Here is a 23602-nt window from a genome sequence, read left to right as displayed (position 1 = left end):
ATAAATTTTAGCACGGTTTTTAACAGTGATAAAATTTCAGTCACAATGCAGTATTATAACATTTATCGAAATGTTTTCATCAGATTAAAAATAAGTTATGATAATAGTACTGACCTTAAAGGAGTAACGTGAATGGCAAAAATAGGTAAAACAACATATGATGATTCTTCCATCCAGGTGCTTGAAGGGCTTGAAGCCGTTCGAAAACGCCCCGGAATGTACATCGGATCCACTGATGGACGCGGATTACATCATCTCGTTTATGAAATTGTTGATAATGCAGTCGATGAAGCGTTAGCTGGGTACGGAAAAGAAATTAATGTCACAATCCGCTCAGATAACAGTATTACGGTCGTGGACCACGGACGCGGAATGCCAGTTGGAATGCATAAGTCTGGCAAACCGACTGCCGAAGTAATCTTTACCGTTTTACACGCCGGAGGAAAATTCGGCCAAGGCGGTTATAAGACTTCGGGAGGATTGCACGGAGTGGGGGCAAGCGTGGTAAACGCATTGTCTGAAAAACTAACGGTGGAAATCGTTCGGGACAAAATGAAATACGAAGAAAACTTCGTGAATGGCGGACATCCGGTCGGAACGCTAAAAAAAGTGGGAAAAACCAAAGAATCTAACGGGACTACGGTAACTTTCAAACCGGATCCGACGATTTTTACCACGACGGTTTTTAACTTTAATACCTTAGCGGTTCGACTACGTGAATCTGCCTTCTTACTAAAGGGGGTTAAGATTACCCTTACTGATGAACGTGCGGGACATGAGCAAGCTGAAGAATATCTTTATGAAGAAGGGATTAAGGAGTTCGTAGAATACCTTAACGAAGATAAGGATACTCTGGGAAACATCATGTACTTCGACGGTTCTAAACACGGCATTGAAGTTGAAATTGCTGGACAATATAACGATGGTTACTCCGAAACCGTGTTGTCATTCGTTAATAACGTCCGGACTAAGGATGGCGGAACCCACGAAGTAGGGATGCGTTCGGGTTGGACCAAGGCCTTCAACGAATTTGCTCGAAAAGTCGGACTTTTAAAGGAAAAAGATAAAAACTTGGAAGGCTCTGATGTTCGAGAAGGTTTGTCGGCAGTGATTTCAATTCGGGTTCCTGAAGAATTACTTGAGTTTGAAGGTCAAACCAAAGAAAAATTGGGAACTCCTGAAGCTCGTCCAATTGTTGAAGCCGTGGTTAGTGAACAACTGGGCTTCTTCTTGATGGAAAATGGGGAATTTGCTCAACAACTAGTTCGTAAAGCAATCAATGCTCGTGATGCGCGCGTGGCTGCGCGAAAAGCACGGGACGAATCCCGAACCGGCAAACGTCGCAAAAAGCAAGATCGGATTTTATCTGGTAAACTGACTCCTGCTCAATCCAAAAACGCTAAGAAAAATGAGTTGTTCCTTGTCGAAGGGGATTCTGCGGGAGGTAGTGCTAAGCAAGGCCGTAACCGTAAATTCCAAGCAATCCTGCCGCTTCGTGGTAAGGTTTTGAACACGGAAAAAGCTAAGCTACAAGACATCGTAAAAAACGAAGAAATCAACACGATCATTTACACCATTGGCGCTGGAGTAGGTCCCGAGTTTAAGGTTGAAGATAGCAATTATGACAAAGTAATTATCATGACCGATGCGGATACCGATGGAGCCCACATCCAGACACTATTGTTGACGTTCTTTTATAAATATATGCGTCCAATGATCGATGCTGGTAAGATTTACATCGCTTTGCCACCCCTTTATAAGCTACAAAAGGGCGCTAATAAAAAGACCAAGATTGAATACGCGTGGACCGATGAAGAGCTTGAGGAAGTTAGCAAAAAAATGGGCCGCGGTTTTTCCTTGCAACGGTTTAAGGGACTTGGTGAAATGAACGCCGATCAGCTATGGGAAACCACCATGAATCCGGATACCCGGACCTTAGTGCGGGTTCGAATTGACGATGATACCTTAGCTGAGCGCCGGGTAACCACTTTAATGGGTGATAAGGTTGAACCACGTCGGAAGTGGATTGAAAGCAACGTTTCCTTCACCCTCGAAGAGGATGGTAGCTTGCTTGATAACGAAGCTGTTAAAGCTGAACATGAATCTAAGCCAACTACCCCTAAAGGAAAAGAAAACGAAACGTTTGAAGAATTAAAATTAGATTTAGAAAATAACTAGAGTAAAAGGGGAATCCGAATGGCTGATAATCAATCAAAAATTCAAGAATTAGCACTTGAAGATATTATGGGCGACCGTTTTGGACGGTATTCTAAATATATCATCCAAGAACGCGCGTTGCCTGACGTTCGCGATGGCTTAAAGCCCGTGCAACGACGCATCCTCTTTGCAATGAATAAAGATGGTAATACTCATGATAAAGCCTTTCGTAAATCGGCTAAATCAGTCGGTAACGTAATGGGTAATTTTCATCCGCATGGTGATAGTTCCATCTATGAAGCTTTAGTCCGCATGAGTCAAAACTGGAAACTGCGAGTGCCGTTAATTGAAATGCATGGTAACAATGGTTCGATTGACAATGATCCCCCAGCCGCAATGCGGTATACCGAGGCGCGGTTGAGCCAGGCAGCCGAAGAAATGCTGCAAGATATCGACAAAGAAACGGTCGACATGGTGCTAAATTTCGATGATACGGAGTACGAACCCACCGTTCTACCGGCGCGTTTCCCGAACCTCTTGGTGAATGGAGCAACGGGGATCTCTGCTGGTTACGCGACGGAAATTCCTCCACACAATATTGGGGAAGTAATTGACGCCGTTTTATATACCATCAAACATCCAGATCCTTCGTTAGAAAAATTGATGGAATTTGTTAAAGGTCCCGATTTTCCCACTGGTGGAATTGTCCAAGGACGTGACGGCTTAAAACAAGCTTATAAAACCGGTCGGGGCCGAGTGGTCGTCCGTTCTCGGACAGCCATTGAGCAATTGCGCGGTAGCAAACAGCAAATTCGAATTACGGAAATTCCTTACGAAGTTAATAAAGCGCAACTAGTTAAAAAAATTGATGAAATTCGGGTAATGAAAAAGATCGATGGAATTGCTGAAGTACGTGACGAATCCGACCGTGAAGGCCTATCAATCGCGATTGAATTAAAGAAGGACGTTGATGCCCAAGGGGTGCTCAACTATCTATTAAAGAACACCGACTTACAGGTTTCTTATAATTTCAACATGGTCGCAATCAATAAGTTACGTCCCGAACGAATGGGGCTTAAGCCAATCATTCAAGCTTACGTGGACTTCCAAAAAGAAGTAATCACTAAGCGAACGCAATTTAATTTGCAAAAGGCAGAGGCCCGTTTACACATCGTTGACGGCTTGATTAAGGCCCTTTCAATTCTGGATCAAGTGATCAAAACTATCCGGGGTAGTAAAGACAAAAAGGATGCTAAGCACAACTTGGTGGAACGGTTTGACTTTAGTGAAAAGCAAGCCGAATCAATCGTTTCCTTGCAACTTTATCGTTTGACTAATACCGACGTAACGGAGCTAAAGACGGAAGCTCAGCAATTAAACGAATCGATTGCCGAGTTTAACCAAATTCTTAACGATCCAGCTAAGTTATCACGGGTATTATCAGCAGAATTGCGGAAGGTTAAAAAGCAATATGCCACACCGCGCTTATCAGAAATTCAGGACGAAATTGAAGAAATTAAGATTGATCGCACGGTTACCGTACCGGAAGAACAAGTGATGGTGTTAGTTAGCCAAGCAGGTTATCTAAAACGCAGCAGCTTGCGTTCTTATAAAGCGTCTGCGGATGAAGATGGCCTTAAAGATGGCGACCAACCCGTTTTCAAACATGAATTGAGCACCTTAGATCATCTGTTGATGTTTACCAATAAAGGTAATTTGATTTACCGGCCGGTATATGAAATTACCGAAGCGCGTTGGAAAGATACTGGAGAACACGTTTCCCAGACTATTGGGTTAGCTGACGATGAAATTATCTTAAAGGCCTATGATGTCAAAAACTTTAAACAACCAATTAATTTCTTGATCGCGACGGATGATGGATACATTAAGCAAACTGCTTTGCAAGATTTGAAACCAGGGCGAACCTATCGTAAAAAAGCCATTACCTACGCTAAGTTGAAAAAGCAAGGTGCTAAGGTAGTTAACGTTGTGCAAGTAGATCCTAAAACTGCTCCAGCAACCATTCTATTAGCGAGTGAACATGGTTATGGTTTACGCTACGACTTAGTTGAAATTCCAACCGTAGGACCCCGGGCTGCCGGCGTTAAATCAATGGACTTGAGGGATGATCAGGTAGCTAACTTTGTGCTAGTTAACGATGAAGACCAGATTGGCTTAATAACTAACCGCGGTTCCTTCAAGCGGATGAAGGTTAGCGAAATTAGCGTAACGAGTCGAGCTCGGCGCGGAGTACAAATTTTGCGTGAACTTAAGAAAGAACCTCACCGGGTGGTTGATATTGCGGTAGTTAACGAACACCAAGCCTTTGAAGTTCTAACTTCCCGCGGCTTAGTTCATGACATTTTGCCGATGGAACATCCGTTAAATGAACGTTATTCCAACGGTAGTTTTGTGATCGATATTGACTCCGAGGGTAATCCGCTTTCAATGCGCTTGAAAACATTGGATCCAGCAGTCAACGAAGCGAAATAAAGCGATTACCCCTTGCTCTTTACAGGGAGTAATATTAAACTTAATTATAATGATTATTAGACGATTAAGCTTAATGAAACTCGAGGTGTACGAACATGCGGACTAAACAAGAAAAGATCTTTTCTTCAAAAGCGTTGACATATTTTTTGCAACTTTCAGATACGATGAACTATACGCAAGCTGCGCAAATTCTAGGGATTACGCAACCTGCGCTTACCCAGCAAATTAAAAAACTAGAGCACACCATTGGAGCACCGCTATTTTATTCGGTAGGGAAAAAATTGCGGTTGACCGATGCCGGATACACAATGTTAAGTGCTAGTCATGAAATTAACCGTGTCTTGAATAATGCAACTGACGAAATTCAACAGTCGTCAAATGCAAGTCAAGGTGAAATTTCAATTGGAATTTTATCCTCGATTGAGACCCAAATTTTCGAAGACTTTATTGCGCACTATTACCAAAAGGAACCCGGAATTAAAATCATTGTCCACATGCTGACTAGAAAAGAAATTTGGGAAAATCTAGAAAATAATAAAGTGGATCTAGCAATTATGTATTTGCCAGACGACAGTATTAAAAACTGGAAACCATACCAGTCCCGCAAAATCACGAGTGAAAGCTTAGTTTTTATTCATCATGATGAAAAAATCGCTCGTCAAAAGCGGATTAAGTTGCAAAAAACAATCAACTACAATTGGGTAACTTACCCTGAAGAGTTCTATTTAGATGGGGTAATCAAAGAGGCTTATAAAAATGCCTTAGTTAACCGCCCGCATAGTGTCGCTTGCTTTACCACTCCCGACCAGATTCGGCATTTTGTGAACGCGACCGACGTGGTAACCGCGTTGCCAGAATCATACGTAATGGCTCACCCACGTAAAAAGGGAGTCTTTACGGCTAAGTTGGATCCGGTAATTTCGTTTGATTTAGACTTTGTCTTTAGAAGAGATAAAGATAGCATTCCAAGAATCGAAAGCTTTTTGAATGAATTTGAGGCATACTTAGCCAAAAAAGGGTATACTGAAAGATTAGAAGAGATAACTAATAATAGATTAAAGGAGCATTCAGATAATGACTAAACAACTTATTTTTGGACATTCTAACCCTGATACAGATGCCATTGTTGCGGCAAAGGCATTTGCATATTACCAAACTCAAATGGGCGTAAAGGACGTTGAAGCCGTTGCATTAGGTAACCCTAATCCAGAAACGGAATACGTTTTAAATCACTTTAACGAACCAGCTCCTCGGGTGGTTGAAACCGTGGCTAACGAAGTGGACTCTGTAATGTTAGTAGACCACAACGAAAAGCAACAAAGTGCACAAGATGTAGACCAAGTTACGGTAACGGCCGTAGTTGATCACCACCGGATTGCCAACTTTGAAACTGCTCAACCACTATTCTACCGTGCTGAACCAGTTGGCTGCACAAGCACCATCTTAACCAAGATGTTTAAAGAAGCAGGAATTGAAATTCCAGCTAAGATTGCTGGACTAATGCTTTCAGCAATTATTTCCGATACGCTTTTACTTAAGTCACCAACCACTACGGATGACGACCGTAAGGCTGTAGAAACTTTAGCTAAGATTGCTGACGTTAACGTTGAAGAATACGGTTTGGCGATGCTAAAAGCAGGTACTGATTTATCAAGCAAGAGTGAACTTGAACTAGTTGATGGCGACGCAAAGAGCTTCGACATGGGCGGTAAGAAAGTTCGCATTGGCCAAGTAAACACCGTTGATTTGGACGACGTGTTCGCTCGTGAAGATGCCTTAGTTAAGACAATGGAAGACGAAAACCAAAAGAACGGTTACGACATGTTCTTACTATTGGCAACTAACATTTTGACAAGCGATTCTCGTCTATTAGTAGTTGGCGAACCTAAGGAAATGGTTGAAAAGGCCTTTGACGTTAAGTTAAGTGACCATAACATTGCCGACCTTCCTGGCGTTGTATCCCGGAAGAAGCAAGTGGTACCACCACTCATGAAGGCTTTTGAATAATCAGCGTTAAAAGCTAAGTAGTATATTTAACGAAAACAAAATTATCTCTAAGTTTGATATAGTTACCAGTTTTAAATTAAGTAAAAACAACCAATTAGCTTTTAGTGTTTACTTTAAAAAGCTCCTCAAGAATCCAATATTCTTGGGGAGCTTTTTTTCTTTTGACTACTATTTTTAGAGTGGCTTTATTAATTACTATCCCTTTACCAAGTTTTACATATGATTAATTTATAATTGAATACTCTAACCAGCCGTATTTTGAAGCACCGTTTTCTACTAAATCATCAGAAGCATTGATTTGCCAGAGATACTCGTTAGTTTTTAAATTATTTTGCGTACAAAAGATTTTTAGCTGGTTCAGTCCCTTATGAATTCCTTTAAGAGTATTTTCAATGCAAATTGAAACATACTTCCCCGAAGGCCGTTCAATCATCGGCATAACTGCGGAGCGCTTCGCTAAGTCGTTTTCCTTAATAATTCTGAAAGAAGCTTCATCGTATCCATTAGGATCCTTAAGCGATAAATTTGTTAAAAATCCAGATTTTCCAGTATTAACTACTGCCAAATCATCGAGCTCTTTATAAAATTTAGAAAACATTTCCGCAACTTCTTCTGCGGTACAACTGATCGATTGCGGAGAACACCAAAAAAATAATTGATTGTGTTCTTTAATAATTGGCTGGTATAAGTTTTCCAATTTCAAGCAGTTATTCTTTTCCAGACGTTTATTGATAATTTTCTTAATTTTAATTAATTCGCTTAATTTTTGATCAATTTGTTTTTGAGTAGCTAATAACTCACTAGTTGCTTCATTAGTGTTCTTTATTTTTTTAATCTTATCTAAAGGAATATCTAGACTGCGTAATCCTCGAATAAACATTAAATCATACAGCTGATCATACGTGTAATACCGGTAGCCTGTACTTGTCTTACGTGCTGGTTTGAAGACATCCTTTTCATCATAAAAAATTAGAGTTCGCCGAGTAGTATCAGCTAGCTTAGCCATTTCACTAATTTTTAACATACAAACACCTCTTGACTGTTACGTAACGTTATAGACTAGAATGTATTATAGCATTTATTTTTAGCGCTATATTCAGTAGAGGAGATGTTTGACGAATGCGACAAGGTTCACTTTTCGAAAACAAATTTAATAACACGCCCTTGGCTAACCGAGTACGTCCTAGTAATTTAGACGAATTTGTTGGTCAGGAGCATCTATTAGGCCCTGGTAAGATATTGCGTGAAATCATTGAAAATGATCAGCTCTCCTCGATGATTTTTTGGGGACCACCTGGGGTTGGCAAAACTACTTTAGCTCAAATTATTGCTAATAAAACTAACTCCAAATTTTTAACTTTTAGTGCAGTTGATAGTAGTATTAGTAAAATAAAAAAAATTATGCAACAAGCTGAATTAGACCGCGAAATCGGCCAGAAAACTTTGGTCTTTGTTGATGAAATTCATCGTTTTAATAAGTCTCAACAAGATGCCTTCCTGCCTTATGTGGAAAAAGGTAGCATTATTTTAATTGGCGCTACTACGGAAAATCCTTCTTTTGAAGTGAATTCCGCTTTATTATCCAGATGTAAAGTATTTGTTCTTAAACCTCTAGAACAAGGGGATCTTGTTAAATTAATTCAGAATGTGATCAGCAATTCCCAAGCTTTTGATAATCAAAAAATCAAAATTGAAGAAAATCAAATTAATGCCATTGCAAACTTTGCTGATGGCGATGCCCGAAAAGCGCTGAATATACTTGAAATGGCGGTCCTAAATGGAAAAAAACAAGGTGAGGCTATTACAATAACTAAGGACGATTTAGGCCAATTGATTAGTCGCAAGTTTGTTCTTTATGATAAAAACGGGGAAGAGCATTACAATATTATTTCCGCTCTGCATAAATCAATGCGCAATAGTGATGTTGACGCTGCAATTTACTGGCTCTCGCGAATGCTTGAAGGTGGTGAAGATCCTCTTTACATAGCTCGGAGACTAGTTCGTTTTGCAAGTGAGGACGTAGGATTAGCTGACCCTAACGCCCTAAACATTACCATTATCGTTTTTCAAGCTTGTCAATTTTTAGGAATGCCAGAATGTGACGTTCATTTGGTGGAAGCCGTTACTTATTTGTCACTAGCACCTAAATCTAATGCCGTTTACAAGGCTCGTTTAGCTGCTGCAAAGGATGTTAAAAAAACTGCCAACGACCCAGTCCCTCTACAATTAAGAAACGCACCTACTAAATTAATGAAAGATTTAGGATACGGAACCGGATATGAATTAGCACACAATGCCAAAGACAAACTAACCACCATGGAAACCATGCCGCCTTCAGTGGCTGGCAACGAATATTATATTCCGACGGAAGAAGGCAAGGAAGGTCGCTTTAAAGAGCGGTTAAAACAAATTAAAGATTGGCATCGGAGGCATGACTAATCCAATAGAAAAGTAAACAAGGAAACTCTATGACCTTGCTTGAAAATTAGTACTCGTAAAATAGTTCATATTTTTAATAAAAAATATTGTCGTTTTAAAAAGTATCACAAACACAATTTTAATTTATTATCTAATGAGAATAGAATTGCAGTTAGCAGGTTTCACGGAAAAATATTCAACTTTTCTTATTGCCTACAACTCCATGGCTATCTTAAAAATGTTGTTATTCGAAAGGAGATCCATAAGCAGTAATGGAAAATCAAGCAGTCTTACCAACCCAAATTAACGTTCGCGGAGGACGTGTCCATAATTTAAAAAATATTGACGTGGACATTCCTTTACACCAATTTGTTGCAATTTCGGGCCTTTCCGGATCCGGGAAGAGTTCGTTAGCCATGGGAATCCTTTATGAAGAAGGCTCTCGGCGATATTTGGAAGCCCTGTCGACCTACACAAGAAGACGGATTAAACTAGGCTCACAGGCGGACGTCACTAGTGTAGAACACATTCCATCCGCCTTGGCGCTTCGGCAACGACCGAGTGTTCCGTCCGAAAGGGCCACGGTTGGGACGATGAGCGAGACCTTAAACGTAATCCGGTTAATTTTTTCTCGTTTAGGTTCGCCCGTTTGCCCCAATGGTCACCGAGTAAAGCCCAGCTTAGCGATTGCTCAAGCAATGAGTGAAAGTGGTGATGCAATGGGTAGAATCACCTGTCCCGTTTGTGGAGTTGCCTTTTACGTCCCTAGTGCGGAGCAATTTTCCTTCAATAGTGACGGAGCTTGCGAGCGTTGTCAGGGGACTGGAAAAGTCCGGCAACTGGACGAAGATAAATTAATCGGTGATCCTAACCTTAGTGTTGCTGATGGTGCAGTCGCTTCCTGGCATCTTCCAGGAAGAAACTTTATGCCCAAGGTTGCCGAACAGGCCGGTGTGCGGATTAACGTGCCTTACAAAGAATTGACTGCTAAAGAAAAGGACTTTATCTTAAACGGTCCCCAGAAAAAATACCGGATGGACTTTCGTTCGGGAACCGGCCGGGTTTTCCACGATTTTAACGCTTTATACGAAAATGCGCATCAGGCCGTACTCGAATCAGCTAAAACGAGCAAAAGCGAACGGGCGCAGGCTCGGATAAGTCAATTTTTTAACTATTCGACTTGTCCCGTCTGTCACGGAAGCCGGTTGAAACCGGAATTAATGCAGCAGACGACCGGCGGAAAAAACATTGCCGAAGTTTCTGACCTTGCCTTAGGCGACTTAAACTCCTGGATGGAAAAGGTCCTCGCAGAACTTCCCGCGGACATGCAAAAGATGGCGGATAGTTTGTTTGCCGAATTTAGCCATAACTTACGTCCTTTACTCGATCTAGGTTTAGATTATCTAACCCTTTCAAGAAACGGTAATAGTCTTTCGACAGGGGAGTTACAACGAATCCAATTAGCACGAACTTTACGTACAAAGACTACGGGAGTCTTATACGTGTTGGATGAACCTTCCATTGGTTTGCATCCCGATAACGTCAGTGGTTTGCTAAAAGTCTTTCGGGAATTAGTTGATCAAGGAAATTCATTGGTGGTCGTTGACCATAATTTAGCCGTTATCCGCGCTGCTGATCAAATTATTGAAATTGGCCCCGGCTCTGGTCAGGAAGGCGGCTATATTTTGAATCAAGGCACTCCAGCAGAATTGGCCGAAGATCCCGATTCCTTGATTGGCCCTTACTTGAAGGGAACGGCAACGATTCACGTCCGGAAAATCAATAATCAGGACCCTGCTAAATTAATCGATTTTACCGTTAAAGACTACTACAATTTACAAAATGTGCGGGCTGAAATCCCCGTCAACCGGCTTACCACGGTTACCGGCTTTTCCGGTGCGGGGAAGACTAGTTTAATCCTAGATAGTTTAGTCCCAGCAATCACCGCGCAATCCCAAAAACGTAGTCTCCCTAAACAAGTAACGCAGCTAAAAACCCCGTTGAAAAAGGTAGTCAGCGTCAACGCCGAACCAATTGGCAAAAGTGTTCGATCAACGGTTGCCACGTATACTAATATCATGAACAATTTACGTAAACTATATGCTAGCCAACCTGCAGCAAAAAAACGAAAGTACACGGCAAGCTACTTCTCCTACAACAACAAGCAGGGCGCCTGCCCGACTTGTGGTGGGACGGGAAGCATTACTTTAGATATTCAGTTTTTACCAGACATGCAACAAGTCTGCCCAACTTGTCATGGAGAACGGTACAATCCTGAAATTCAGCAAATTAAATGGCACGGTTTGTCGATCGTGGACGTTTTAAACTTGGACGTAAAATCAGCGATTACCGTCTTTAAGGACGAAACCAAGATTCAACAAGATTTGCAAAACTTAATGGAAGTCGGGTTAGGATACTTACATTTGGGTGAAAATACTCCTAGCTTATCGGGCGGAGAAGCGCAACGCTTGAAACTAGTGAAGCATCTCAATCAACAACAAGCCAACACTCTATTTGTTTTTGATGAACCAACCATTGGATTGCATCCTTTAGACGTCCGCGTACTTTTACAAGTCATTCAACGTTTGCTGGATCGACAGGCAACCATTATTGTGATTACCCATGATCTCGATTTAATGGTAAATGCGGATTACTTAATTGATTTAGGTCCTACTGGTGGTCAAAACGGTGGCAAGCTTGTTGCAACCGGTCAGCCTGGCGAATTAATTAAAGACCCTCAAAGTCTCACCACCCAATATTTAGCAAATTATTGGCGCCGTTTTAAGAACACAGCAAAAGATTAATAATTATTACGTGGTTCTTCGCTACCAATGCTCACTGAAGGGTGAGGATCTGGTCACGGAGAGCCTTTTTACATATTTGCTAAGTTAAGCGCTTACTTTTGAAAAGGAGGTTATTTTACTTTGTGATTAGCTGTATAATGTTATGTGAATTGATTGACAAGAAAGGAGTATTTCATGCATTTATTACCATGGTGGGCAGCGCTAGTGGGGTTAGCCGTTGCCATTATCCTTATTCTCAAGAAATTAAACCCCGTTTATTCGTTAATGTTGGGGGCAATTTTAGGTTGTTTGCTAGGTGGAGCAGGACTTAGCCAAACCATTAACGTCCTCATTCAAGGCTCGCAAAGCGTTATGGGAACTGTGTTACGGGTAATTGCAGCCGGAATGCTTGCCGGGGTGATGATGGAATCCGGCGCAGCGGATGTGATCGCTAAGACCATTGTTAACAAACTGGGGGATCAGTTAGCGCTATTTAGTTTAGCATTAGCGACAATGGTAATTACGGGAGTGGGAGTCTTTATCCCAGTTGCCGTCTTAATCGTTGCGCCGATTGCGCTTGAAGTTGGCCAACGCATGCATATTTCAAAATTGGCGCTCTTAGTTGCCCTTTCCGGAGGCGGCAAAGCCGGAAACATTATTTCACCAAATCCCAATTCGATTGCTGCAGCAAAAGGGTTTGGCGTTAATCTAAGTCAGATCATGATTGCAGACTTTATTCCCAGTGTCGTTGGTTTAATCGTGGCAGTTTTAGTGGCTTCCTTTTTGAAACATCGTGGGAGTGCGGTCTTAGATACGGATATTGCAAATTTAACTAAGCCTAAGCAACCTACGGAGTTGCCATCATTGGCCACAGCCTTGGTAACCCCGATTTTAGCGATTGTTTTGTTGCTACTAAATCCGTTAAGTTCACTTTTACATATTCACGGTTTAACTAATTTAAATTTGGATGCCACCTACGTGCTTCCCTTTGCTGCCGTAGTTGGGACGTTAGCAATGCGAAAGGGACGACAATTAAAGGCTTACGCTCAATCTGGAATTGCCCGAATGACCGATGTAGTCATGATTTTAATCGGAGCAGGAATGATTGGCGCGTTAATTACCACGTCTAGTTTGCCAAATAAAATTATTGAATTAATCAAAATCAGCCACGTTTCTGGAGTCTTCTTGGCGCCGTTAGCTGGAATCTTAATGGCGGCGGCAACTGCTTCAACGTCGACGGGGGTTATCTTAGCGACAGGCTCCTTTAGTAAGGCCATCTTAGGTTTTGGGGTAAGTCCGTTAGGCGCTGCTGCGATGGTACATACTGGGGCGACGGTAATTGATCACTTGCCACACGGGAATTATTTTCACGTTACAGCCAATGCCATGCATATGGAAATTAAGGAACGTTCTCGTTCAATTATCTATGAAACCTTGGTCGGATTGTCAATGACCATCGTTGCAACCGTAATGTATGGATTCTTTTAATAAAGGAGTAGAATAATGAAATTTGTGATTGCACCAGATTCATTTAAAAATGGAATGACGGCTAAACAAGCCGCTAACGCCATTAAAACGGGACTTAAAAGAATTTTTCCGGAAGCGACTTATACACTCGTTCCCATGGCAGACGGTGGTGAAGGAACCGTACAATCTTTAGTTGACGCCACTAAGGGACGGCTGTTGACTGCTGAAGTTACCGGTCCACTTGGTAAGCCCGTAAACGCCACTTATGGAATTTTAGGTGACCAGCATACCGGCGTGATTGAAATGTCGCAAGCCAGTGGAATCCAATACGTTACGAAAACCACTCGGAATCCATTAAAAGCAACTACTTTCGGGACGGGCGAACTGATTTTAAAGGCACTTGATCAAGGAGTTGATCGGTTAATCATTGGCATCGGTGGCAGTGCCACTAACGATGGCGGTGCCGGAATGGCCCAAGCTCTTGGAGCAGAGTTGCTAGACGATGGTGGTCAAGCTATTCAACTAGGCGGGGGCAATTTAAACCAACTTAAGCAAATTAAGGTTAACCAAATCGATCCCCGAATCAAAAAAACGGAAATTATCATCGCCTCAGACGTCACCAATCCCTTAATTGGTAAACAAGGCGCATCGGCGGTTTTTGGTCCCCAAAAGGGCGCGACTCCCGAGATGGTTCAACTTCTGGATCAAAACCTTACTCATTATGCAAAAGTCTTACAGCGCGATTTAGGGCTTGATTTAGCTAAACGCCCTGGTGCGGGCGCTGCAGGCGGTTTAGGTGCCGGGCTAGTAGCATTTACTAACGCAACCATGAAAAAAGGGATCGACATCGTAATCGAATACAGCGGATTAAAAAATAAGGCGCAAAATGCGGACTACGTATTTACCGGAGAAGGGGGAATCGATTTTCAAACTAAGTATGGCAAAACTCCCTATGGGGTAGCACTAACCACTAAGGCAGTTGCTCCAGATGCACCGGTGATTGTAATTGCTGGTAACGTCGGCAAGGGAATTGATGAATTATACGCAGATAACGCAATTGACGCAATTTTTACGAGCGTATCCGGAGTTAAGTCGCTACGCGAAGCTTTGGCAACTGGTCCTCATGATGTTGCCCAAGTTGCGGAGAATATCGCTCGGTTAATTAAGAAAGGAATTGGTTCGGTCAAATAAGAACCCTTTTGTCCCATAAATTTACGGGCAAGCCAATTATTTGCTTTTGAAAATATTCAGCTTATAATGTAGCCACAATGATCGAAGATCTAATTCTATTTTAATCTTCCAATTGTATATTTAGGGGGCTAATTAAACAAAATTACCCATAAATATGTATTTATATTCATTTTAGTGGTTAGGAGTGCTGCAAATGGAGAACAAAAAACTTTCTAAAGCTGAGCTAAAAGAAAAGCTTAGTCCTGAAGAATATGCGGTGACGCAAGAAGCGGCTACAGAACGTCCCTTTAGCGGGAAATATGATAACTTCTATGAAAAAGGAGTTTACGTTGACGTAGTCAGTGGAGAACCATTATTTAGCTCTACTGCTAAATATGACGCTCACTGTGGATGGCCAGCCTTTAGCCAACCAATTGACCCTCAGTTAGTTTCCGAACACCGGGACCAATCCTGGGGAATGGAACGTGTGGAAGTGCGCAGCAAACAAGCTGACTCCCATTTAGGACACGTGTTTTTGGATGGTCCACAAGAAGCTGGAGGCGTGCGTTATTGTATTAATTCGGCAGCGCTGAAGTTCATCCCGTACGATGAATTGGAAGAGCATCACCTCGGCTATTTGAAAAAAATCTTTGATAAAGAAGGGTAACTTATGACATCAACAGCTATTTTTGCGGGCGGATGTTTCTGGTGTATGGTCGAACCATTTGAAACGCAGCCTGGAATCTTAAACGTCGTTTCTGGTTATACTGGGGGACATGTACCAAATCCCACTTATGAACAGGTAGCTTCGCACACCACCGGCCATACTGAAGCGGTCCAGATCACTTTTGATCCTGAAATTATTTCTTATCGGGAGTTAGTAGAAATATATTGGCAACAAACGGACCCTACAGACGCGATGGGGCAATTCCAAGACCGAGGGGACAACTATCGACCGGTAATTTACGTTAACAGCGAAGAACAGCGCCAGGTTGCGTTGGCTTCCCGTAAAGCACTCGCGGAATCAGGTAGATTTGACGAACCAATCGTCACTACCATTGAGGATGCCCAACCGTTTTATCCGGCAGAAGAAGAACACCAGCAATTTTATAAAAAGAATCCGCGGAGATACCAAATTGAAGAGGCTGGCGGGCGAAGTCAATTTAAACAAACCCATTGGCAATAAAAAGGCGCAAATAAAAAAATCGTAAGTCCAAGCACATGCTTGAAACTTACGATTTTTATTTATTAAATATTTTTATTCTTTTCACGTCTAACTAAGAATGCCCAAGCAATTAAACCGAAGAATAACGGTCCTGCCACGGTCCATAATCCGGTGAACAAATCTCCGGAAATGAACGGTGAGATTGCGGTAAAGACAATTCCGACGCCGACGGTAATTAACACTACCGTAACGATGGTTAGCATCCAAGGCCGACTGCGGTAAACTTCAAATGGCCGATCAAGGTCTTTTTTAGCCTTGAAGAATGGAAATGCCCCTACTAAGAAGATGTATGGCAAAGTAGTTGAAACGTTACTCATGGAAGTCAACACGTTGTAGAAGAAAGTGGCTTCTTTGTGAGTAATTGAAGCTAAAATAGAAATTCCAGCGATAAATACGCTAACTACGATTGCTTGTAACCACATTGAGTTAGCAGGCATGCCGTTTTTGTTTAGTTCGGTCATTTTCTTTGGCCACAATTCTTTAGGTGAACCTAAGATGAATGATTTTAATGGTGAGTAACTTAAAACGAAGAAGGAACCAACGTAAGCTAACAGCATTCCTAAACCAGAGAATCTTGAGAAGGCCGTTCCTAACGCAACTGCAGCTGAACTACTCAAGCCCATTGCTTTACCCAACTCTAATCCTAAGTTCTGCATCATTACGTACGTGATATTACCTAAGTTAGCTTTTTGTTCCAAAATTACGGTGTGCCAGTTTGCTGAAACTCCCCAGAGGAAGATCGCAAATGAGTAACCTACCGCGATTACGATTCCACCGATCATAACCCCTTTAGGGAAGGTCTTTTCAGGCTTATCTAAACTATCAGTGATTCCCCCCATGGATTCCAAACCACCGTAAGCGAAGATCGCGTAAATTACGAAGGAAATCATCGCGATGGGGTTTTGGAATTGGGCACTTGGCGAAGTTGCAAAATCACTTAAATGATTGATTGGTTGAGCCAAGTGACCGTGGTTAGCGATTAAAATGAACACACTAGCTAATAGTAAGATTACGTTCATTGCCATTACGGCTAAACCGCCTAATGAGGAAACCTTTGCCAAAGTATTAATTCCTCGAGAAGCGGCCCAAGTTACAAATACTACCCATAGAATGGCGAGTAATCCAATCGTCATGGTTGAATTCATTCCAAATAGTGACCAGCTACCAGTAGTATCGTGCCCAGAAATGATGGTTGCCAAGGTAATCCAAATCTTTTGTGCGATCATTACCATCCAAATGATCCATGAAGCCAACCACATAAATGTGGCGATGAAGGCCCACTTTTCACCGATGGATTGTTCCAACCAGGAGTAAAGGCCCCCCTTAGCTTCCTTAAAGGTTGCCCCGTATTCTGCAAACATTAAGCCAGCGGGAATAAAGAATAAAATTGCACCTAAAATGTACCAAAAAATTGCTCCGTAACCCATTTGCTGGAAAGCAGTAGGGGTATTACCAAAACCAAAGATGGTGGTAAATATCATCAAAACTAAAGCGCCGAGCGATAGTTTTTTCTTTTGTTCACCCATATTGAATATCTTCTCCTAACTTTTCCTTTTATGAATAAAAATAAATTAAATATGAGTATAATTGTAGCAGAAAAAAAAGTCAATAGAATGTATGTAATTAAATTTTAATCTTTTATGAACTAAAATCTAATTTTGGGGATAATTTTTTTAATTCAAACGATTAAACTCCCCTTTAATTCTCCGAGTTGACATATTTTGTGGCTCCCAAAAAGGATTTTACGACTTAATCATAAAAGAGACCTCGCGTTTAGCATTAATTCAATTTTTAAATTAACCTATCAACGGGCCGTTACCAAGGCTTCCACTGTTTAACATATTTTTTACTGATGCAGCATAGTTTTTAGGGAATATTTTTAATGGTATTATTATAACTATTAACGAGGATTGGATGTGAGTTTCGTTGGGAAAGATTAGAATTAACAACATGCAGTTTTATACTTACAACGGTGTTTTACCGGAAGAAAAGAAGCTAGGGCAAAAAATCGAAATTGATGCCGAGCTAACTTATCCAATTGAAGAACGAGTTAAACATGACGATTTAACCGAAACGGTTAGTTATTCGGCCGTTTATAAAACGGTCGAAGAATTTGTTTTAACTCATAACTATGACTTGATCGAAAGCGTTGCTAATCACCTATTAGAATTGATTTTACGTGAGTATCCAAGTCTTCAAGCCGTGCAGTTGAAAATTAGAAAATACAGCGTCCCGATTAACGGACATTTTGATAACGTAGAAATAGAAGTGAGTGGTCAACAGAATGGTTAATACGGCTTATTTAAGCATTGGCAGTAATATAGGGGATCGTAAAAAGAATTTAGAATTAGCAATTGAGAAGTTAAATCAGGTGGCTCAAGTTAGCCGACTTTCCCATATTTATGAAACTGAACCGGTGGGTGGCGTCAAACAAGATGATTTTCTTAATATGGTGATTCAAGTTAAGACTTCGAAGAGTGCTTATGAGCTATTAGATGATTTGCACGCGATTGAGAAAGCTTTAAAACGTAAACGAATCATCCACTGGGGTCCGAGGACGATTGATTTAGACATCTTATTTTTTAATAACGACCATGTGTCTTCTCCGGAATTAACGCTTCCCCATCCGGAGATTCCAAATCGGCGTTTTGTTTTAATTCCGATGTTGGAAGTCAGTCAGGACGATCCTAAACTTCATCAAGCAATCCAAGCTTTACTTGATGCAACTTCGGACAAAAATATGGTCAGAATATATGATTCAGGAAGTGAAAACATTGAACCTACCCAAAATTGAAAAAGCAGTCAGTGATTTATTAGAAGGAATTGGGGAAGACCCCCAACGAGAAGGTTTGGTGGAAACGCCTAAAAGAGTGGCGAAAGCTTACGCAGAAATTTTTGCGGGACTAAACCACCAGGCGACCGATTTTACCGATTATAAGATCTTTCACGTAGACGAAGAGCCTGAAATGGTTTTAGTTCAAAAGATTCCGTTTTATTCGGTATGTGAGCACCATCTATTACCATTTTTTGGTAACGTCAACGTCGCTTATGTCCCTAAGGATGGCAAAGTCATTGGGATTAGCAAAATCCCCCGGTTGGTTGACTTTGTTGTTAAACGGCCCGGAATGCAAGAAAAAGTAACTACCCAAATCAGCACCGAATTAGCTAACATCTTAGATCCTCAAGGGGTCGCAGTTACCGTGTCAGCACGGCATTTATGTATGGAAATGCGTGGTATTAATCAATCGAACTTATTTACCTATACTTCAAAAATGACCGGGGTTTTTAAAACGGATCAAGCTTTAAGGGCTAACTTTTTCCAGCAGGTCGGACAACAAAATGCCTAAAACAGCTTACGAAGAATTAATTCGAAAATTAAATCATAACATGCTGGTTAGTCACCAAGATCGCATTCCATTACTAAAAACAGTCCTCGCAGCCTTAGGACATCCTGATTTAAATTATCGAATCATCCACTTAGCGGGGACCAACGGGAAAGGTTCTACAGGCGCTATGCTTGCAAAAAGTCTCGAAAACGCGGGCTACCGGGCGGGCCATTTTTCCAGCCCGGCAATGATTGACCAGCGCGAACAAATTCAAATTAACGGCTCGATGATTGAAAAAGAAGCCTTTGTGGCTTTATACGAAAAAATCGCACAAAAACTTCCCCAAACTATCACAACGGCAAGTATTTCAATCTTTGAATGGTTTACGTTGATTATGTTGGAATATTTTGCTGAAAATGGCGTAGAGTGGGCAATTATCGAAGCAGGACTCGGTGGCGAAAATGACGCAACCAACATTATTGAACATCCCGCAGCGGTCGTTTTCACCCACATTGATTACGACCACGTACAAATTTTAGGTGATACCTTAGAACAAATTGCGCAAAATAAGGCGGGAATTATCAAAAAAGATGCAACCGTCTTTATCGCCCCCAAACAAACGCAGCAGGTGCGGACAATCCTTGAAAAAAAGGCGGTTCAAAAGCGGGCCACTTCGGTAATCCAAGCAGTTCCGGGAACAATTCAAGTGATTAAGCGCTCGATAACTGGGTTCAAAGTTAGCCTGCATGCCAAGACCATTAACATTGCAGCGACGCCGTTTAAATTGCTGGGCGATTACCAAATTGATAATTTAACGACCGTGGTAACAGTTTACGAATGGCTGTTTAATCAGCAAGTGATTAACGATTGGCAACCACTAATAGAAATGATGCAGCACATTCAAATCCCGGATAGATTTCAAGTTTTGCAACGGGATCCGTTGGTTATTTTAGACGGGGCTCATAACGTGGACGGTACTCAAGCCCTGATTAAGGGATTGTCCAATTTGAACGCCAATCACAAATTATTTTTTATTTTAGGGTTCTTAAAAGACAAAGATTATTCAGGAATGTTGCACTTGTATGCTAAAGCGGCCGATCGGATTTTTGCGGTTCAACCAGACAATCCATCCCGAGCACTACGTCCGACAACGATTCAGACCGTGTTAGGCAATAAAGTCGTGGGTAGTTATCGTGACCTATATACCGCTTTGCAACAGGCTTTAACATTAGCTGATGCAGATACGACCATTGTAGTTACCGGTTCATTTTATTTGATCAAGGAGCTGGAGGTACCGAATGTTTCCAATGCCAACTAACTTTATAATTGCTTCCAATAATAGAAATAAAACTAGGGAACTGATTCAGATTTTTGAATGGTTTGGGCAGCAGGCAATTTCGTACCAGTCTTTGCTAGGGCGAGTTGATTTTCCTAAGGAAGGTACCACAAGTTATTCCGAAAATGCGCTTACCAAGGCCAACTGGATTGCTCAAAAACTTCCGGGAAAGTGGATCGTGGCTGACGATACTGGGATGATGTTAAAAGCATGCCCTCAAAGTTTAGGAATCACTACTTCGCGAGATTTACACATGGACCAAACTACGGATTCGGCGTTGAACCAAGAAATTTTAAAGATGGTTGCCAATCAAAGTAGGGAAGTAACCATGCAGTCTACTTTGGTGGCGGTAAACCAACCTCACGTCCTTAAAGCAACCGGTAAATTTGTTGGGCAAATTAGTGCCGAGCCCCGCGGAAACAATGGGAAAAGTTTTGATCTAATATTGGAAGTCCCGGGAAAAAACGCTACGCTAGCGGAACTGCCTAACGACGAAAAAATACCGCTATTGCATCGGACAAAGGCGGTTCAGAATTTATTGGACAGCTACTTTATATAAAGGAATCAGTTATGGAAATCTACGAACGGCATTTACAATTTAGCAGTCAATTGGAAAATAAAATATGGGATGACCTGCTTAACCGGCAGCGTTATTTAGCGTTAAAGGTAATTGCTGATGACGCTGCGAAGTTAAGGTTGTTAGCCAAACTATTAGACCAGATGGATTTAATTCATACAGTGGAGGGGCTAAAAGTAGACTTACTTTTACCACAGGTTAACTTAGCCCTTTTTAAGGAAAAATTGACGGAAATTTTTAATGATCCGAGTTTAGACCAACAAATGAACAATCTAAATCAAAGGTACCGGGTGCTGTGGCAAGCTGGTCGCTTTGAATTTAACCTTACTGAACGTCCCGTAATCTATGGGATTTTAAATGTTACTCCCGATTCTTTTTACGATGGCGGCTGGTATCAAAGTGAAACCGCAATCTTAAAACGGGTCTCTGAAATGGTTGGCGCCGGAGTAGACGTTATCGAAGTTGGTGGCCAAACTACTCGGCCAGGCTTTGTAGAAATTCCCCCGGAGGAAGAGCTCAAACGAGTTACCCAAGTACTCGACCTAATTCAAAAGAACTTTAGTCAAGTGGCGGTAGCGATTGATACTTATAAATACGCGGTAATGGAACGGGTGATCGATTATGTCGATATCATTAATGACGTCAACGCCTTTACCGATGACCAACGAAAGCTGGCACTGATGCGTAATTCTAATGTTGGACTGCTAACGATGCACAGTGCGCGTAATAAAGATTACGATAACCTTACGGCAGAAATGAAGACATTCTTTGAAGAAAATATTGCCACGCTAGTTCAAAACGGAATTAATATTAATCGAATTGCGTTAGATCAGGGGATTGGTTACGCGAAAAAAGCGGATGGCTATCAAGACTACGCGATGATGAAAAATATCGACCAGTTTAATTACCTAAACCGGCCCATGATGATTGCCATTTCGAGAAAAGGGTTTGGGGCTAAATTATTCGGGTTACCAAAAGAAGACCGGCTCCCGGTAACGCTGGTGGCTGAGGCATATATGTATCTGCATGGTGGCCGGATTTTACGAGTCCACGACATTGCCGAAACGGTTCAACTAGCTAAAATGTTGGACGTCATCCAAAATGGGTATTGGTTTGGCAGTTAGCTTTAATCACACTAAATGATGAGTAATTGGATAAAAATCTTAAAAAGCTATTTCGGTGAGGGTGAGACAAAAGTTAGTTTGTTTCGCGCTCTTTTTTATTTAATAAAACTGGGAACTACTGGCATACACCCATTAAAAAGTAGAAGGAAATGTGATCAGCCGGGACAAAATGATATGATCGGATACGTAATTAAGTAGGGGATCTGCAACCCCCGAAAAATTGCCGCCGTTTGAGTTTTTATATGGCACCCTTCAAAAAAATCCAGAGGCGTGGAGGTGTCAGATATGAATAACTTGAAAGGGATTGTTAATGGCGTGGGCGCTTGCTTTCTACGTGGTATGCCGGGGCATTTTGCTTCTGGCTAAAGCTTACGAGATAATAAAAAAAGCTAATCACATTAAGTAATTAGCTCGCACATTAAAACCCATCGGCGTGGCAAGGGAGGCACCCCTTGCCTTTTCTATTATGATATCATCAATCAAAATAAAATCAAGCAAAGGGAGCGTGAGTTAAATGCCAGGTATCATTACCGGAGCTTTAATATTTTTAGGGCTATCTTATTTAGTATTTTTTGGCGCTCAGGTGTATTTTAAAGTTAAAACTGGTCACTGGAATAGGTAAGCATCGTTATAAATAGTAAAAAACAACCCTAGTCATTAATTCTAATGGCCAGGGCTGTTTTTATATCTAATCAAGTATTTTTTCTAAGAACGCAGTGTGTTCTTCTGGAGATGCAGTTTCCACGTTTCCAAAATGAAGCCAGTTAACTTTATCAGGCGTAATCCCAACGGATCCTAAGGTGCCGTTAATAAACAGTCCTTGAATTGGATCACCGCTAGCTTTTAAAATGTCCTTAGTCATGGAAGCCGTAGTAATGACGGTTACTTTCTTAATATTGGTTAAGAGACCTGTCCAAGTGCCTTGTTCGTCGACTTGGTAAGCAAATTTTTTCAACATCACTTTGTCAAAGAAGCCCTTTAAAATTCCTGGCAAGTAGAACCACCAAATTGGAAAGATGAAAACCAATTCCGAAGAATCTTTGATCATTTTTTGATACTCTTTAACCTTTAGATAAGGAGTATCTCCGGCATTGAACATGCTCAGTTCTTCAGCGGAAAAAGTAGGGTTAAATTGATCCTTATACAAATCGATTACTTGGTAATCCTCATGCTTTTGGTCAAATTTCTTTTTTACACTTTCAAGAATTGCGTGATTAAAACTGCCGTCCCAGGGATGTACGTAAATGATAGTTTTCATGAAATGTCGCCTTCCTTTTTATTTATATCCTAAGTGTATCTCTTGAAAGCGTTTTATTCAATAGAGGGTATTGTTTTTATTTTATGTTCTAAATGTCAACTAGGCATCCATTTGTATAAAGCTTAGAATTCAAAAATCATCTACCGTATCTAATCTAATATAAAAAGACCATCCCCGAACAATATCCAAAATTATAAGCCGTAAAAAAGGTAACTTAGGAGCACGCAAGGTACTTACTAATTAATCCATTTACTTAATAAT

General features: G+C 41.3%; 19 protein-coding genes. 16 read left to right on the top strand and 3 right to left on the bottom strand.

What is annotated here, in order from left to right:
* Positions 1-132: 132 nt before the first annotated feature.
* The 4 genes from parE to HMPREF0623_RS02130 all read left to right on the top strand — a co-directional run bounded on the left by parE (position 133) and on the right by HMPREF0623_RS02130 (position 6657).
* Positions 133-2178, top strand: coding sequence for a DNA topoisomerase IV subunit B (parE, locus tag HMPREF0623_RS02145; protein WP_004165866.1), 2046 nt, complete (start codon positions 133-135; stop codon positions 2176-2178).
* Between the two features lie 18 nt (positions 2179-2196).
* Entirely contained in the window at positions 2197-4650 is a 2454-nt protein-coding gene (gene parC, locus HMPREF0623_RS02140; RefSeq protein ID WP_002831680.1) for a DNA topoisomerase IV subunit A, read from the top strand.
* A 95-nt stretch (positions 4651-4745) separates the two neighbouring features.
* Entirely contained in the window at positions 4746-5732 is a 987-nt protein-coding gene (locus HMPREF0623_RS02135) for a LysR family transcriptional regulator (RefSeq protein WP_002831679.1), read from the top strand.
* Positions 5725-6657 carry a manganese-dependent inorganic pyrophosphatase gene (locus HMPREF0623_RS02130; protein ID WP_004165100.1) on the top strand — a complete coding sequence of 311 codons (933 nt, stop codon included), beginning with the start codon at positions 5725-5727 and terminating at the stop codon, positions 6655-6657. The genes HMPREF0623_RS02135 and HMPREF0623_RS02130 overlap by 8 nt, the downstream gene beginning before the upstream one ends.
* 223 nt (positions 6658-6880) lie before the next feature.
* On the opposite strand, the gene HMPREF0623_RS02125 is transcribed toward HMPREF0623_RS02130, so the two are convergent.
* Positions 6881-7681: a MerR family transcriptional regulator gene (locus HMPREF0623_RS02125; protein ID WP_004165101.1), complete on the bottom strand. Its 801-nt coding sequence runs from the start codon at positions 7679-7681 to the stop codon at positions 6881-6883.
* A 95-nt stretch (positions 7682-7776) separates the two neighbouring features.
* Here HMPREF0623_RS02125 and HMPREF0623_RS02120 point away from each other — a divergent pair, with 95 nt between their 5' ends.
* The 6 genes from HMPREF0623_RS02120 (at position 7777) to msrA (ending at position 15681) form a co-directional block, all read left to right on the top strand.
* Positions 7777-9096, top strand: a complete 1320-nt coding sequence (locus tag HMPREF0623_RS02120) for a replication-associated recombination protein A (protein ID WP_004165865.1) — start codon at positions 7777-7779, stop codon at positions 9094-9096.
* Between the two features lie 251 nt (positions 9097-9347).
* Positions 9348-11879 (top strand): ATP-binding cassette domain-containing protein, encoded by a 2532-nt coding sequence (locus HMPREF0623_RS02115; protein WP_004165864.1) that lies wholly within the window; start codon positions 9348-9350, stop codon positions 11877-11879.
* A 174-nt stretch (positions 11880-12053) separates the two neighbouring features.
* On the top strand, positions 12054-13346 hold the full coding sequence (locus HMPREF0623_RS02110) for a GntP family permease (RefSeq protein ID WP_002831671.1): 1293 nt from the start codon (positions 12054-12056) through the stop codon (positions 13344-13346).
* 15 nt (positions 13347-13361) lie between these two features.
* Complete coding sequence (locus HMPREF0623_RS02105; protein ID WP_002831669.1) at positions 13362-14516, top strand: glycerate kinase family protein; 1155 nt, start codon at positions 13362-13364, stop codon at positions 14514-14516.
* Positions 14517-14709: 193 nt separating this feature from the next.
* Positions 14710-15162: a peptide-methionine (R)-S-oxide reductase MsrB gene (gene msrB / locus HMPREF0623_RS02100; protein WP_002831667.1), complete on the top strand. Its 453-nt coding sequence runs from the start codon at positions 14710-14712 to the stop codon at positions 15160-15162.
* Positions 15163-15165: 3 nt separating this feature from the next.
* The gene (gene msrA, locus HMPREF0623_RS02095) at positions 15166-15681 is read left to right on the top strand and encodes a peptide-methionine (S)-S-oxide reductase MsrA (RefSeq protein ID WP_002831666.1); all 516 of its coding nucleotides are present in this window, start codon (positions 15166-15168) and stop codon (positions 15679-15681) included.
* 62 nt (positions 15682-15743) lie between these two features.
* Here msrA and yjeM read toward each other — a convergent pair whose 3' ends face one another.
* Positions 15744-17246: a glutamate/gamma-aminobutyrate family transporter YjeM gene (yjeM, locus tag HMPREF0623_RS02090; protein WP_002831664.1), complete on the bottom strand. Its 1503-nt coding sequence runs from the start codon at positions 17244-17246 to the stop codon at positions 15744-15746.
* A 400-nt stretch (positions 17247-17646) separates the two neighbouring features.
* Here yjeM and folB point away from each other — a divergent pair, with 400 nt between their 5' ends.
* From folB to folP, 6 genes are read left to right on the top strand one after another with little or no spacing between them, the layout of a single operon-like run.
* On the top strand, positions 17647-18012 hold the full coding sequence (folB, locus tag HMPREF0623_RS02085; RefSeq protein ID WP_002831663.1) for a dihydroneopterin aldolase: 366 nt from the start codon (positions 17647-17649) through the stop codon (positions 18010-18012).
* Positions 18005-18514 carry a 2-amino-4-hydroxy-6-hydroxymethyldihydropteridine diphosphokinase gene (folK, locus tag HMPREF0623_RS02080; RefSeq protein WP_004165862.1) on the top strand — a complete coding sequence of 170 codons (510 nt, stop codon included), beginning with the start codon at positions 18005-18007 and terminating at the stop codon, positions 18512-18514. Before folB ends, folK begins: the two co-directional genes overlap by 8 nt.
* Positions 18474-19067 (top strand): GTP cyclohydrolase I FolE, encoded by a 594-nt coding sequence (gene folE, locus HMPREF0623_RS02075; protein ID WP_004165861.1) that lies wholly within the window; start codon positions 18474-18476, stop codon positions 19065-19067. Before folK ends, folE begins: the two co-directional genes overlap by 41 nt.
* A complete protein-coding gene (locus HMPREF0623_RS02070; RefSeq protein WP_004165860.1) occupies positions 19060-20364 on the top strand; it encodes a bifunctional folylpolyglutamate synthase/dihydrofolate synthase in 1305 nt (434 codons plus the stop codon). Before folE ends, HMPREF0623_RS02070 begins: the two co-directional genes overlap by 8 nt.
* Positions 20345-20941, top strand: a complete 597-nt coding sequence (locus HMPREF0623_RS02065) for a non-canonical purine NTP pyrophosphatase (protein WP_002831658.1) — start codon at positions 20345-20347, stop codon at positions 20939-20941. Before HMPREF0623_RS02070 ends, HMPREF0623_RS02065 begins: the two co-directional genes overlap by 20 nt.
* Before the next feature lie 11 nt (positions 20942-20952).
* Positions 20953-22083, top strand: coding sequence for a dihydropteroate synthase (gene folP, locus HMPREF0623_RS02060; protein WP_004165858.1), 1131 nt, complete (start codon positions 20953-20955; stop codon positions 22081-22083).
* 688 nt (positions 22084-22771) lie between these two features.
* Here folP and HMPREF0623_RS02055 read toward each other — a convergent pair.
* On the bottom strand, positions 22772-23341 hold the full coding sequence (locus HMPREF0623_RS02055) for an NAD(P)H-dependent oxidoreductase (RefSeq protein ID WP_004165856.1): 570 nt from the start codon (positions 23339-23341) through the stop codon (positions 22772-22774).
* Positions 23342-23602: the final 261 nt, after the last annotated feature.

Origin of the sequence: Pediococcus acidilactici DSM 20284 (genome assembly GCF_000146325.1) — a bacterium.
GTDB classification, from domain to species: domain Bacteria; phylum Bacillota; class Bacilli; order Lactobacillales; family Lactobacillaceae; genus Pediococcus; species Pediococcus acidilactici.
Note: the sequence above shows the minus strand (reverse complement) of the source record. Positions and strands in the feature narration are given on the sequence as shown.